General features: G+C 61.2%; 12 protein-coding genes. 5 read left to right on the top strand and 7 right to left on the bottom strand.

The window, feature by feature from the left end:
- Positions 1 to 5: 5 nt before the first annotated feature.
- Positions 6 to 296: a hypothetical protein gene (locus NOM67_RS11195; protein WP_255937048.1), complete on the top strand. Its 291-nt coding sequence runs from the start codon at positions 6 to 8 to the stop codon at positions 294 to 296.
- A 50-nt stretch (positions 297 to 346) separates the two neighbouring features.
- Here the strand turns inward: NOM67_RS11195 and NOM67_RS11190 are convergent, their stop codons facing one another.
- Both NOM67_RS11190 and speA read right to left on the bottom strand, forming a co-directional pair.
- Positions 347 to 535: a hypothetical protein gene (locus tag NOM67_RS11190; RefSeq protein ID WP_255937047.1), complete on the bottom strand. Its 189-nt coding sequence runs from the start codon at positions 533 to 535 to the stop codon at positions 347 to 349.
- Between the two features lie 269 nt (positions 536 to 804).
- Positions 805 to 2,706 carry a biosynthetic arginine decarboxylase gene (gene speA, locus NOM67_RS11185; RefSeq protein WP_255937046.1) on the bottom strand — a complete coding sequence of 634 codons (1,902 nt, stop codon included), beginning with the start codon at positions 2,704 to 2,706 and terminating at the stop codon, positions 805 to 807.
- A 966-nt stretch (positions 2,707 to 3,672) separates the two neighbouring features.
- Here speA and pepT point away from each other — a divergent pair.
- Both pepT and NOM67_RS11175 read left to right on the top strand, forming a co-directional pair.
- Positions 3,673 to 4,896: a peptidase T gene (gene pepT, locus NOM67_RS11180; RefSeq protein WP_255937045.1), complete on the top strand. Its 1,224-nt coding sequence runs from the start codon at positions 3,673 to 3,675 to the stop codon at positions 4,894 to 4,896.
- Positions 4,897 to 5,039: 143 nt separating this feature from the next.
- Positions 5,040 to 6,752 (top strand): lysophospholipid acyltransferase family protein, encoded by a 1,713-nt coding sequence (locus NOM67_RS11175; RefSeq protein ID WP_255937044.1) that lies wholly within the window; start codon positions 5,040 to 5,042, stop codon positions 6,750 to 6,752.
- A 77-nt stretch (positions 6,753 to 6,829) separates the two neighbouring features.
- Here NOM67_RS11175 and NOM67_RS11170 read toward each other — a convergent pair whose 3' ends face one another.
- From NOM67_RS11170 to NOM67_RS11155, 4 genes are all read right to left on the bottom strand, one after another.
- Complete coding sequence (locus tag NOM67_RS11170; protein WP_255937043.1) at positions 6,830 to 7,141, bottom strand: SelT/SelW/SelH family protein; 312 nt, start codon at positions 7,139 to 7,141, stop codon at positions 6,830 to 6,832.
- 40 nt (positions 7,142 to 7,181) lie between these two features.
- Positions 7,182 to 8,303, bottom strand: coding sequence for an adenosylhomocysteinase (locus NOM67_RS11165; protein ID WP_255937041.1), 1,122 nt, complete (start codon positions 8,301 to 8,303; stop codon positions 7,182 to 7,184).
- Between the two features lie 197 nt (positions 8,304 to 8,500).
- A complete protein-coding gene (locus NOM67_RS11160) occupies positions 8,501 to 9,238 on the bottom strand; it encodes a hypothetical protein (protein ID WP_255937039.1) in 738 nt (245 codons plus the stop codon).
- Positions 9,238 to 9,798, bottom strand: coding sequence for a YceI family protein (locus NOM67_RS11155; protein ID WP_041208710.1), 561 nt, complete (start codon positions 9,796 to 9,798; stop codon positions 9,238 to 9,240). The genes NOM67_RS11160 and NOM67_RS11155 overlap by 1 nt, the downstream gene beginning before the upstream one ends.
- A 109-nt stretch (positions 9,799 to 9,907) precedes the next feature.
- Here NOM67_RS11155 and NOM67_RS11150 point away from each other — a divergent pair, with 109 nt between their 5' ends.
- Positions 9,908 to 10,804: a LysR family transcriptional regulator gene (locus NOM67_RS11150; RefSeq protein WP_104014340.1), complete on the top strand. Its 897-nt coding sequence runs from the start codon at positions 9,908 to 9,910 to the stop codon at positions 10,802 to 10,804.
- Here the strand turns inward: NOM67_RS11150 and NOM67_RS11145 are convergent.
- Positions 10,801 to 11,214: a hypothetical protein gene (locus tag NOM67_RS11145; RefSeq protein ID WP_203975553.1), complete on the bottom strand. Its 414-nt coding sequence runs from the start codon at positions 11,212 to 11,214 to the stop codon at positions 10,801 to 10,803. The genes NOM67_RS11150 and NOM67_RS11145 overlap by 4 nt on opposite strands.
- Positions 11,215 to 11,280: 66 nt before the next feature.
- Here NOM67_RS11145 and NOM67_RS11140 point away from each other — a divergent pair, with 66 nt between their 5' ends.
- The gene (locus NOM67_RS11140) at positions 11,281 to 13,011 is read left to right on the top strand and encodes a formate--tetrahydrofolate ligase (protein ID WP_255937033.1); all 1,731 of its coding nucleotides are present in this window, start codon (positions 11,281 to 11,283) and stop codon (positions 13,009 to 13,011) included.
- Positions 13,012 to 13,103: the final 92 nt, after the last annotated feature.

The raw sequence follows: 13,103 nt of genomic DNA, 5'->3' as shown, positions 1-13,103 counted from the left end.
CGCAGATGGCGAAGTACCAGTTTTTCACCATGCCGGACTCCAACCGGCAGCACTACACCTTTATCGACATGGAATCCCCCACCTTTCTGCCCGAAAAAGAGGCGCTACTGGCGCAGGGATTTGAAGTCGAGGAGGATTTTATCGATGCCCCGAGCCCGCAAGAGGCGGTGGAGAAGTATCGCTCCAACTTCCTCTACGTGGCCGATGAAATAGGCAAATCAGACAGCAGCTACGCCTTTGCCGTCGCACTGCTGGAGATGGGCAAGAGAGTGTTTGGCCGCAACTCGGGCCATTAATCGTTAAAGAAGAATTGGCCATCGCGCCCACAGACGCGATGGCCACTGGTTTAACAACAGGCCAGCTGGCGGAGCATCTCGATAAGCTCCTCTTCGCTGCTCGGCTCATATGCAAGCCGCAGACAAGGGGCCGCGCCCCCCATCAACATGTAGACATTGGTGCTGCAGTGGTCGTAGTGATACCACTTACCATTGATGCAGACGTCGGTATAGCATCTCGGATCCCTTTCCAGTTCCATATTCACATCCTTTTGTTACATCTCCACAACATCACTTCTGACCGTAAAGTAACCGCCGCGGATCACACTTGATGCAGATCAAGAGAAGCGGCTGACAACCGCAGATATCTGCCGGATCTGTGGCCTGCACGGCCCGGAGTGGCCCATTGCTATCCGAATGAAGATGGGGAAAGCCCCGCGACAGCACTGCAGGCGTTCCACAACAAAAACGGCGCCCGCAGGCGCCGTTTTTTCATCTCCCCGCCAAAGCGAGGGGCAAGCCAAAAGGCTTATTCGTCTTCCAGATAGGCGTAGCCTTGCAGACCCAGCTCCAGCTCGTCGAGCAGGGCTTTACGGGTTGCGTCGTCCAGCGCCGGGTGGGAAGCGATCCGCTGGTAGTTCTCACGGATAACGGACGGGTCGATGTTGACGTAACGCAGCAGCTGGTCGACGGTATCGCCGCGCACCACGTTGCGAATGTCCATCTTGCCCTCTTCGTCCAGCCACACTTCCGCGCAGTGGGTATCACCGAACAGGTTGTGCAGGTCGCCCAGGATCTCCTGATAGGCACCCACCAGGAAGAAGCCGACGTGGCACTCTTCGTTCTCGCCGTAAACCGGCATCGGCAGGGTGCTCTCGACCCCCAGACCGTCGACGTAGTGCTCGACCTGACCGTCGGAGTCACAGGTGATATCCATCAGGATGCCGCGACGGCTGAGCGGACGCTCGAGACCGGAGAGCGGCATCACCGGGAATACCTGACCGATACCCCAGGCATCCGGCAGGGACTGGAACAGGGAGAAGTTGGCAAAGCACTTGTCAGCCAGCTTTTCACTCAGTTCGTCAGCCAGCGCACGGTGGTTGCGGTTGACCGGATTGAGCAGCTCTTTGAGCGCCAGACAGGTGTTCTGATGCAGCATCTCGGCCCAGGCACGCTGTTCGAGGTTGAGCAGACCCATGGTGTACTGGGTGTTGACGTCAGCCAGATCGGCTACCGAGTCGTGGAAGATCTCCAGCAGGGAGGGATCTTCACCGCTCAGATCCTGCCACCCTTTCCACATGTTCTGCAGAATGGTCGGCGCATCGTCGCCCGGTGCGCTGATATCGTTCATCTCCACCCCTTCGGCACCAATGATGTTGGTGACCAGTACGGCGTGGTGAGCGGTCAGGGCACGGCCGGACTCGCTGATGATGGTCGGGTGCGGCAGGTCGAACTCGCGGCAGACATCGCCGATACCCCATACCACGTTGTTGGCGTACTCGGAGAGGCTGTAGTTGGCGGAGCAGTGGCTCTGGGAACGGGTTCCCTCGTAGTCCACCCCCAGGCCGCCACCGACGTCAACGACTTCGATGTTGGCGCCAAGGCGACGCAGTTCGGCATAGAAACGGCCGCACTCGCGGATACCGCCCTGAATGTCGCGGATATTGGCAATCTGGGAACCCAGATGGAAGTGCAGCAGTTGCAGGCAATCCAGCTTGCCGACACTGCGCAGACGCTCGATCAGCGCCAGGATCTGGGAGGCTGACAGACCGAATTTGGACATGGAGCCACCGCTCGATTCCCACATGCCTGAGCCGGTGGACGCGAGCTTGGCACGCACGCCGATATTGGGCTTGATGTTGAGACGAGCTGACTCGTCCAGCACCATCTCCAGCTCGGAGGGCTTCTCTACCACGATGTAGACCTTGTGGCCCATCAGGTTGCCGAGCAGAGCGTGGCGGATATATTCGCGGTCTTTGTAACCGTTGCAGACGATCACCGAGCCTTGCTCATGGTGATGGGAAAGCACGGCCAGCAGTTCCGGTTTGGAACCAGCTTCCAGGCCAAGCCTGGGCTTGTCGCTGTAGGACTGGCTGATGGTCTCGATGACACGACGCTGCTGGTTTACCTTGATCGGGTAAACGCAGAGGTAGTCCCCTTCATAGCCTGACTTTTCGATGGCCTGACCGAAGGCATTGAACAGCGCATCGACCCGACTCTTGAGGATGTCGGGGAAGCGCAGCAGCACGGGGGTGGTCAGCCCGGACTGACGCAACTGTTCGATGGCGTCAGAAAGCACGATCTGTGCGTCAGGGCGTGACTTGTCGGGAGCAACGGTCACATGACCGGCGTCATTGATATTGAAAAAACCCGCACCCCAGTAGGGAACGTTGTAGACCTTCAAGGAGTCCTTGCTGGACCAGTTAGTCATGGGCTATGCCTCGCAAATGAGCGACGGGAAGTCGCCTTCGTTACCCTCAATCACATCCAGACCATCTTGTGCAAAACAGTGTTGCGCTTTGCACATCGCGGCAAGCCAGAGGCTGCCTGGTGGATCTTGGGAAGTAACGAGTCTTGATGTGGGGCTGGTGGCTTTACATCAAGCTCAACGGTATGCGGTGCTACTTTACGTTGCGCCGCGGTACTTTGATGACAAACGACATCAGCCACGTCGTCCGTTCATCATTCGGCAGCCATCACGACAGCAGGAGAGGGTTCCAAGGAAGAGAAGCGAAGGCGCCAGCACGCATGCGTGTTGATAGACGACAACAACCACAGCCCAGCTCATATCCAGTGACCGCCCATGACAAGGGAAGATGATGAGCCGTTGGCCCACTCGGTCAAAAGAAAGATGAGTGTCTGTTGTTCTCCCTGATACCGGAGCCTAACCGGTATTAAAGAAACCATTCCCCAGCAGTGTCTGTCGTTTCTGCGTGCCTCGCCCTATAGGCGTATGATCCTTCCGGTTTCTGGCGGCTCTGCCTGCTTCAGGGTTACCTTCGGATCGGCGCGGAGTGTACACACTTACCGCGGGCGGTGACAATAAAAAATAGTGCTCAAAATCCGCTTTTAATAAGCCACTCAAATCTTGCTGGCGGGCAGGCGGGGGCTGGGATAGCGCATGATCGCCCCACCCTGTTATGCGCGCTGAAAAGAGTCGCGTTTCCCCCTCCAAAGAGGCAGCCCTTGTGATGCGGGACTTGCAGGCCAAACACCCCCTTGCAAACCATGATTAAAAATCCCCGAAGTGGCGACTTTTATGCGCAATAAACCGGCAGCAGCTGTGCTTGTGCCCGCTGGTAGGACCAAAACAAAAAATGGGAAAAACCTGCGCTGACGCAATGAGTGGTAGGGCTGGATTGGCGCAAAATGAGCGCTCACAACCGGAGGCTGATTAATGGATACCCTGCTTGAGCGTTTTTTGCGTTACGTGACTTTTCATACCCGCTCTGACGAGACCAATCCCGCCTGCCCGAGCAGCGAGGGACAACTGATCTTCGCCCGCGCCCTGCAAGAAGAGATGGAAGCGCTGGGGCTGACCCAGGTCACTCTGGATGAGCACGGCTACCTCACCGGCTGCCTGCCGGGCAACCAGCCGGATGCTCCCGCCATCGGCCTGATTGCCCACATGGACACCGCCGATTATGAAGCCGAGCACGTGGTGCCGCAGATCATCGAGAACTATCAGGGCGGCGATATCTGTCTTGGCAAGGGTGACGAGGTGCTCGCCATCCGTGACTACCGCTTCCTGAAAAACTATCTGGGGCAGGACCTCATCACCACCGACGGCACCACCCTGCTGGGCGCCGACGACAAGGCGGGTATCGCCGAGATCCTCAGCGCCATCGACCATCTGCAGGCGCACCCCGAGATCCCGCGGGGCGATGTCTGGGTCGGCTTTACCCCGGATGAAGAGATTGGCCGTGGCGCCAACCTCTTCCCGCTGGACCGATTCCCCGCCAAGTGGGCCTACACCGTCGATGGTGGTGAGCTGGGCGAGCTGGAGTTCGAGAACTTCAACGCGGCCAGCGCCAACATCCGCTTCGTCGGCAACAACGTCCACCCCGGCACCGCCAAGGGGAGCATGATCAACAGCCAGACCCTGGCCGCCCGCTTCCACGCCGCCATGCCAGCCGAAGAGACCCCGGAGTGCACCGAAGGGTATGAGGGCTTCTTCCATCTGGCCCAGATGAGCGGCACCGTGGAGGAGAGCAGCCTGCACTACATCATCCGCGACTTTGACGACCAGCGTTTCGCCGAGCGCAAGGCCTTGATGGAGAGCCGGGTGGCCGCCATGCAGGCCGAGCATCCCAAGGCACGCATCGAGCTGACCCTGACCGACAGCTATCGCAACATGCGCAGCCAAATTGAGCCGCACATGCATATCGTCGAGCTTGCTCGCACCGCCATGGAGGCCGCCGACGTGGTGCCCAAGATCAAACCCATTCGCGGTGGTACCGATGGCGCCCGCCTCTCCTTTATGGGTCTGCCCTGCCCCAACATCTTTACCGGTGGTCACAACTTCCACGGCAAGCACGAGTTCATCCCGTTGCAATCCATGGAAAAAGCGGTCGCCACCCTGGTCGAGCTGGTTCGCCTCACCTCGGCCTGGCGCGGCTAAACCGGCCATCGTCACCACAGTGACAACCAAGAGGGGAGCCGCTTAACCGGCTCCCCTCTTTGCCATCAAACTGTCATCCCATCGACATCTGCCGGGAACAGTAACCCGCCATGCTGGGGGCAAAGGATCGCCGGAGCCCCCAGATGTTCACTATCGATACCCTGTTTGCCCAGCACTTCCCGCGCCTCAATGGCCATCCCCGGCTGGCCAGCCTCGGCAAACGAGCCCTTGGCTGGCTGCTCAACGAACCTGCCTTTAACGACTTTGCCAAGCGCCATCCCCACCTGCGCGGCCTCGACTTTGTCGAGCAGGTACTGGCGGAGCTGGCGGTAGATTGCCGGGTGAACGAGGCGCAGCTTGAGCACATTCCCGCCAGTGGCCGGGTCATTATCGTTGCCAATCACCCCATCGGCTCCATCGACGGGCTGGCATTGCTGCGCCTGCTCGGTCGCATCCGGCCGGACGTCAAGATAGTGGCCAATCAGCTGCTGGCGCAACTGACGCCGCTGCGCCCCCTGCTGCTGCCGGTGGACAACATGGAGGGCAAGACCGACCGGCAGGCCATTCTGGCCATGGGGGAGCATCTTGCCAGAGAGGGGGCGCTGGTGATCTTCCCCGCCGGCGAAGTGTCGCGCCTCGGCCCCGGCGGAATCAAGGATGGCCCCTGGCAGTGCGGTTTTATCAAGCTGGCCAAACGCACCGCCACCCCGCTGGTGCCCATCCACGTGGGAGGGCGCAACAGCGCCGCCTTCTATCTCGCCTCCTGGCTCAACAAACCCACCTCCGCCCTGCTGCTGGTGCGCCAACTGTTTCGCCAGCAGGGGCAGACCCTGCCACTCACCATAGGGGCGCGCATCCCGGTCACCGGCTTTCAGGATCTGCCGCCCAAGAGCGCGGCAAAACTGGTGCGCAGCCACCTCTACCGGATTGGCCGCGGCAAGCCGGGACGACTGCAGACCGAAGCCCCCATCGCCCTGCCGGAGGATCGTCGCCAGCTCAAACAGGCCATCGAACGCTGCGAGCAGCTCGGCACCACCCCGGATGGACAGGGGATCTACCTCTACCGCCGCCACGAGGCGAGCCACTCGGTGATCCTGCGCGAACTGGGTCGGCTGCGGGAGATCGCCTTTCGCGCGGTGGGGGAAGGTTCGGGCAAAAGACGGGATCTCGACCCCTTCGACGATGACTACCACCACCTCATACTCTGGGATCCTGCCCGGCTCGACATCATCGGCGCCTACCGCTTCGCGCCGGTGGCCGAGCTGCTGGCCAGCAAGGGGCTGGGTGGTCTCTACAGCCACACCCTGTTCGGCTTTGAAGAGAAACTACTGCCGCGGCTGGAGCTTGCCATCGAGCTTGGCCGCAGCTTTATCCAGCCCGCCTACTGGGGCAAACGGGGGCTCGATTATCTCTGGTTCGGTATAGGCGCCTATCTGGCCCGCTATCCTCGCTACCGCTACCTGTTTGGCCCGGTGTCGCTCTCCGGCAGCCTGCCACCGCAGGCCAAGGATCTGCTGGTGAGCTTTTACCGCCAGCACTTTGCCCCCGAGCTGGCGCTCGCCCCCTCTCGCCGCCCCTATCCCGCCACGCCAGCGCTGTTTACCGGTCTTGACTACGGCGCCGACCTCAAGGAACTCAAGGAGCGTCTCGGCAATCTGGGTTGCGCCATCCCAACCCTCTACAAGCAGTACTCCGAGCTGTGCGAACCGGGCGGAGTCCAGTTCATGGACTTTGGCATCGACCCCGACTTCAACCACTGCATCGATGGCCTGGTGTGGGTCGATGTGAGTCGCATCAAGCCCCACAAACAGGCACGCTATATCGGCCCCCTCGCCAGCACGATAACCGACGAATAGCCGAAGCTGACGGGCAACAAATGAAAAAGAGAGGGAGGCCAGCGCCTCCCTCTCTCATCTTGTCCGACAAGCCGCTTTTACTCGGCAGCGGGTTTGCGATCCGAGTGACCCAGATCCCGCTCGGGTGCAATGACATCGCGCACCCGCTGCTTGATCTCCTTGGCCTCGGGGAAGCCGTCATCGACCACCCGATCCCACACCAGCACACCGTCCACCAGAATGCGGAACTCCCCCTTGCTGGCGGGCACCAGCGCTACCTCGCCCAGATCGCTGTCGAAGGTGGAGAGCAACTCCTGCGCCAGCCATGCGGCGCGCAGCATCCAGCGGCAGAGGATGCAGTAACGGATCTCGATCCGCGGTTTAACTGGGGAAAGGGTCATGTCGCTCATGCGGTTCTCCATCAAGGGCATCGAAAGGGAGCAGGGTAGCTCACTGCTCGACCCCGTGGAAGTCGGCCAGCCAGTAACGGGCGATGGTGCGCATGGTGGACTCCGGCAGCTCGAACAGGCCGGGCGCCAGCGGACCGGCGGCCAGCATGCGGATCCCCTCCATGATCTCAGCCAGCACCAGATAGACGTATTCGCCGATGACGGCGCCGTGGACGAAATTGACCGCCTCGCCCCGATTGAGCAGATAGATCTGGGTGCCATCGGGCCGGTTGAGGGCCAGCACATGGGGGCACACCTCCTCCGTCGGCCAGGGGAGCTGGGCCAGCGAGAAGGCAAACTCGTCGTCGGCGGAGGTGACCGAGGCGACCATGGTGCCGGGGCGCAGCAGTTGCAGATCCGCCAGATCGAGCGAACCGTTGCCGGTGGAGCAGATCACCAGCTCGGCGCGGCTCAGGGCCTCAGACTTGCTGATGAGACGAAAACCGTGGGAGAGCGCCTCCACCTGACGCAATACGTCGGTCTCCACCAGCCCGAGATGGAGGTTGCGACAGCGCAGGTCGCGGGCGATGCTGCGCCCCACCTTGCCATAGCCAAACAGCGCCGCCTCGCAGACGTTGAAGGTGCGGTTGAGATTGCGGGCCAGCGACTCGGCGGAGTAGACCACGCTCAGACCGATCTGGATATCCTCGGCCTGTTTCAGAGGACTGCGCGCCACCGAGACCACCGGGGTCGCCAACACCTCCTGCTCGTAGCGCTGATGGCCGTTTTCGGTCATCTCCACCACCCCGAGCAGACGGGGGCCAAAGTATTCGCTCAGGGTCACCTGAGTCGTGGCAAAGTAGCCACCGATATCGAGGATCAACAGGCGTTCGTGGGGGGCCACCAGCGGCGCGATCTGCTCGATGACGCCCTGCGGACAGTTGGTCCACTGGCGATTGAGTGGTACGACCGGATAGTGGCGGGAGACCCACTCCAAGGTCGGGCCGTGTACCGATTTGGGTTTGGGCAGGATGGCGCCGATACGGCCAATCTGGCTGAGAGCCTCGATGAAACGGGGACGATCAGGAAGCAGGTGGGTAACCAGCAGAATGCAGAGACCTTCGATACGGCCCTGCCCGGTGAAATGGCGAAAAAACAGATGCTCAGATCCTTGACTGCGCAACTGTGGCCTCCTTAATTTGCCCCAAAATGTGTGCTGCAAAGCAAGCAAACAGAACCCGGCGCAGCCGGGTTCTGTGTGTGTCCAGATAAGTAAAAATCCTTTTTATCTTAAACACATAGGAGGGCTCAATCTTTATATCTCAAGAGTATGAGCAGGTATGCAAAAATGACCGTAATTGGCTGTTTTTCATGCGAAAATCAGTACAAAGAAGCGGCAGGCCAGACACGCCACAGACTGAGTCCGCTACCCGCCCCAGCCAGCAGGATCAGAGCCCCCCAGCGCAGAGGTGCGCCCTTGCCGCGCAATAACCACTCCAGCAGCGGCAGCAACCAGACCGGCAGCAGAACCACCAGCGGAACCTCCACATATTGCCAGGCGAGCATCTGGACGAAAGCGAGGGCCAGCGCCAGACCGGCAGGGGCCACGTTGACCCCGGCAAACGTGGCAAGCAGTGCCCGAAAACCGGCGAAGGCGGCCAAGGCGCCGGCCAGCTGGGCAATCAGCAGGCTGCCATCGATACCGATCACCAGCGCCAACCAGATGAAACCAAGGGCAAAACCAAGCCCCTCGCGGCTGTCACCGCGCAAGACGCTCCAGCCAAACCAGAGGATGGCGGGCAACAGCGCCAGCCAGATCATTGGCTCGCTTGTCAGCACCGAGGCCAGCCCCTGCCACCAGATCAGGGCGCCGACCACGGCAAAGAGCAGCAGCGAACCGCGCAGATCGGTCACCTGCACCGCGATGGCCGGTACCAGCAGCGCGAGCGGCAGCCACTGCCACGCCTTGACCGGCAGACCATAGGCCCCACCCAGCAAGGATCCCACCAGCCAGATCGCCAGTGCGCCCCACAGATACCCCAGCCGTGGCCAGCGCCACGACAGCAAAGCGGCTCCCAGAGGAGCCGCCAGGGTTTGCAGCAGAAGTGAAGCGCCCATTACTTACGCACGCCTTCAACAAACAGATTGATGCTCATCTCGTCCGGGATGTTCGGCACCATGTAGTTCACGCCAAAATCGCTGCGCTTGATGGTGGTGGTGGCGTTGAAGCCGCTGCGGTAGCCACCCCAGGGATCCTTGCCTTCACCAACCTTCACCAGATTGAAGGCCACCTCTTTGGAGACGCCGTGCAGGGTCAGGGTGCCTTTCAGTACCCCTTTATCCTTGGTTCCCTCATAAGCAGAGCTGACGAAGGTCATCTTCGGATACTGCTTCACGTCGAGAAAATCGGGGCTGCGCAAGTGCTTGTCACGGGGCTCATGGTTGGAGTCCACGCTGGCAGCATCCACCTCGAAGCTCGCCTTGGCGGCAGCCGGATTGGCATCATCCATGCTGAAAGTGCCGCTGAAGGTGTTGAAACGACCCACCAGCTCGGAGAAGCCAAGGTGGCCCACCTTGAACTGCACTGTGGTGTGCGCCGGGTCGACATCGTACTCCGCCGCCATCAGGGGGGCAGCCATAAAGAGGCAGGAGGCCAGCAGGGCTTTGCTCATTTTCATCCGTTCGTTCCTTCATCTTGGGGTTCACATCATTGGCTGACATGCTAACCTCGTCGTCAGAATGAATAATCAGTGATTCATTAAATTCATTATTTACTGAGGATGGAAAATGGATCAGATCGCCGCCATGCGCACCTTCATCAAGGTGGTGGAGTGCCAGAGCTTTACCAAAGCCGCCAACCAGCTTGGCATCTCGGTGGCCATGGCCTCCAAACTGATGCAGCAGCTGGAGGAGTCGCTCGCCACCCGGCTGCTGTCGCGCACCACCCGTCAGGTCAACCCCACCGAAGCAGGCCAGTTCTACTACCAGCGCTCCCTCGCCCTGCTGGCGGAACTGGAAGAGACCCACAGCCAGCTGACCCACCACAACCAGCAGCCCAACGGCACCCTCAAGCTCTCGGTGCCGATGGACTTTGGCTACCTCCACCTCTCCCCCGCCCTGCCGCTGTTTCGCGAGCGCTTCCCCGATCTCAAGCTCGATATCGAGTACAGCGACCGACGGGTTGCGCTGGTGGAAGAGGGGTTTGATCTGGCGCTGCGGATCGGTCACCTCAGCGACTCCTCGCTGGTGGCGCGCCAACTTGCCACCATCCGGGTCGAGCTTTGCGCCAGCCCCGGCTATCTGGCACGCAAGGGGTGGCCGGAGAAGCCCGAAGATCTCAAGCAACACGACTGTCTGGTCTACACCCTGACCCAGCCGGAGTGGCACTTCAAACGGGAAAGCGAGCAACAGAGCATCCGGCCACAGGGACCGCTGCGCGCCAACAACGGGGTGGCGCTGACCCGCGCCGCTTGTGATGATCAGGGCATCATATTGCAGCCCACCTTCATCGTCGGAGAAGCCTTGCAGGATGGCAGGCTGGTCAGCCTGCTGCCGGAGTGGGAGAAGGGCGAGGTGGGGCTCTATGCGGTCTATCCGCACCGCCGCTTCGTCTCGGCCAAGGTGCGCTGCTTTATCGAATTCGTGCAGGAGCGCTATCTCGCCCCGCAGCAGTGGGAAGCTTAAGCCTTGGCGGGCGTTGCCGGGGACAGGAGTGCCCGCAGTTGCAGCTCATCCGGGATCAGCTGCCAGCGCGGCAGCCGAGTGCGGATGGTGGCAAGCTGTTGTTCGCTCAGCGCATAGGGAAGGGCTACCGTCACCTCGGGGCAATCGAACATGGCGGCCAGCTGCAGGATCAGGATGAGGTTGGCCTCATCACTGCGGCGATTGTTGACCCGCTTGGCAATTTCCTGGCGCAGCTGGGTTTGCGGATCCTCGGTCATCGCCTGCCAGCCAAAACCAAACAGGGGCACCAGCGCACTGACAATGCCAAGGGCAGTCAGCGGCCGTTTGGGTGGATGATAGAGCGAGTTGAGATCCAGTAGAAGAGGCTCCTGCATCTGCTCACCGCCACCAAATAAAATCGTTTTTGTCATTGGATTACCCATTATATTCCACTAGACTGCGCCGCATATTAAGCCCGCCATGCCAACGAGGTGCTGATGCTAAGCGATATCGAGATCTCCCGCCACTCCCCCCGCCTCCCCATTCATGAACTGGCCAAGCGCCTCACCATCCCGACCAACCTGCTCAGTCCCCATGGCCACTACAAAGGCAAACTCAGCCTCGACCTGCTCAAGTCGCAGCCAGAACAGAGCGGCAAGCTGGTTCTGGTGAGTGCCATCACCCCCACCCCGCTCGGCGAGGGCAAGACGGTGACCACGCTGGGCCTCTCCATGGGGCTCAATCATATCGGTCAACCCAGCATCGCCACCATCCGCCAGCCGAGCCTCGGCCCGGTGTTCGGGGTCAAGGGGGGCGCTGCCGGTGGCGGTCATGCCCAGGTGGTGCCGATGGAGGAGATGAACCTCCACCTCACCGGCGATTTTCACGCCCTGACGGCGGCCCATAATCTGGCGGCAGCCGCCCTCGATGCCCGCCTGTTCCATGAGCGCAAACTCGGCGACCAGTTCAGCGCCAAAACCGGCCTGCCGCGGCTCGATATCGATGCAGACAACATTCTCTGGCCACGCACCCTCGACATGAACGATCGCGCCCTGCGCCACCTCACCATCGGTCAGGGTGGCGCCGCCGACGGGGTGGAGCGCCAGGATCGCTTTGTCATCACCGCCGCCTCCGAGCTGATGGCCATTCTGGCGCTGGCGAGCGATTTGAAAGACCTGCGCCAGCGCATCGGCCGCATCCAGCTGGCCCGTAATATCCACGGCAAGCCCATCACTGCCGAGCAACTGGAAGTGGCGGGCGCCATGACGGTGCTGCTGAAAGACGCCCTGCAGCCGACCCTGATGCAGACCACAGAGCAGACCCCGGTGCTGGTGCATGCCGGCCCCTTTGCCAATATCGCCCACGGCAACTCCTCGGTGATCGCCGATCGCATGGCCCTCGGCCTCACCGATTACGTGGTGACCGAAGCGGGTTTTGGCTCCGACATGGGGCTGGAGAAGTTCTTCAACATCAAGAGCCGCCAATCCGGCCTGACCCCCGCCTGCGTGGTGCTGGTGGCCACAGTGCGCGGCCTCAAGGCCAACAGCGGTCTGCTCGATATCCGCCCGGGCCAGCCGCTACCGGAAAGCCTGCTGCGTGAGGATCTGCCGACTCTTGAGCGGGGCTGCGCCAACCTCGCCTGGCATATCGCCAATGCCCGTCGTTACGGCGTTCCCGTAGTGGTCGCCATCAACCGCTTCCCAACCGACAGCGAGGCCGAACTGGCGTTGCTGGCCCGTGAGGCGATGCAGGCTGGCGCCTGTGGCAGCGCCATCTCCAACGCCTTTGCCCAGGGCGGGGCCGGTGCCAGCGATCTGGCTCGCGCCGTGGTTGCCGCCTGTGAGCAACCTAGCAACGTGAAACTGCTCTATCCCGACGAGGCGAGCCTCGACGCCAAGCTGGCTACTCTGGTGGAGTGTGGCTACGGTGGCCGCGGGGTGCAGCTGTCGGACAAAGCACGCCAGCAGCTGGCACAACTCTCTGCCGAGGGGTGGGATCACTTGCCGGTCTGCGTGGCCAAGACGCCGCTTTCCATCAGCCATGATCCCGCCCTCAAGGGGGTACCGACCGACTTCGAAGTGCCCATCGACGAAGTGAAGCTCTGCGCCGGTGCCGGATTCATCTATGCGCTGGCGGGCCCCATCATGACCATGCCGGGCCTTGGCAGCCTGCCGGCCTATCGTCACATCGACATCGATGATAACGGCGACATCGTCGGCCTGAGCTGAATGGTCGGATAAAGGGTCTGGCACCGGCCGATTAGGCTGCGCTAATCGCCCCTGCGATCAAAAAACTGCCTGAAACAACAAGGCCCCGTCAC

This window comes from Aeromonas sp. SG16 (assembly GCF_024436135.1).
Taxonomy (GTDB): Bacteria; Pseudomonadota; Gammaproteobacteria; order Enterobacterales; family Aeromonadaceae; genus Aeromonas; species Aeromonas jandaei.
Note: the sequence above shows the minus strand (reverse complement) of the source record. Positions and strands in the feature narration are given on the sequence as shown.

Bases quoted from the DNA above. Each gene is read 5' to 3' on its own strand.
- NOM67_RS11150 (WP_104014340.1), top strand. From the start codon at position 9,908: ATGGATCAGATCGCCGCCATGCGCACCTTCATCAAGGTGGTGGAGTGC.
- speA (WP_255937046.1), bottom strand. From the start codon at position 2,706: ATGACTAACTGGTCCAGCAAGGACTCCTTGAAGGTCTACAACGTTCCC.
- NOM67_RS11195 (WP_255937048.1), top strand. From the start codon at position 6: ATGGCGAAGTACCAGTTTTTCACCATGCCGGACTCCAACCGGCAGCAC.
- NOM67_RS11155 (WP_041208710.1), bottom strand. From the start codon at position 9,798: ATGAAAATGAGCAAAGCCCTGCTGGCCTCCTGCCTCTTTATGGCTGCC.
- pepT (WP_255937045.1), top strand. From the start codon at position 3,673: ATGGATACCCTGCTTGAGCGTTTTTTGCGTTACGTGACTTTTCATACC.
- NOM67_RS11190 (WP_255937047.1), bottom strand. From the start codon at position 535: ATGGAACTGGAAAGGGATCCGAGATGCTATACCGACGTCTGCATCAAT.
- NOM67_RS11170 (WP_255937043.1), bottom strand. From the start codon at position 7,141: ATGAGCGACATGACCCTTTCCCCAGTTAAACCGCGGATCGAGATCCGT.
- NOM67_RS11175 (WP_255937044.1), top strand. From the start codon at position 5,040: ATGTTCACTATCGATACCCTGTTTGCCCAGCACTTCCCGCGCCTCAAT.
- NOM67_RS11140 (WP_255937033.1), top strand. From the start codon at position 11,281: ATGCTAAGCGATATCGAGATCTCCCGCCACTCCCCCCGCCTCCCCATT.
- NOM67_RS11145 (WP_203975553.1), bottom strand. From the start codon at position 11,214: ATGACAAAAACGATTTTATTTGGTGGCGGTGAGCAGATGCAGGAGCCT.
- NOM67_RS11160 (WP_255937039.1), bottom strand. From the start codon at position 9,238: ATGGGCGCTTCACTTCTGCTGCAAACCCTGGCGGCTCCTCTGGGAGCC.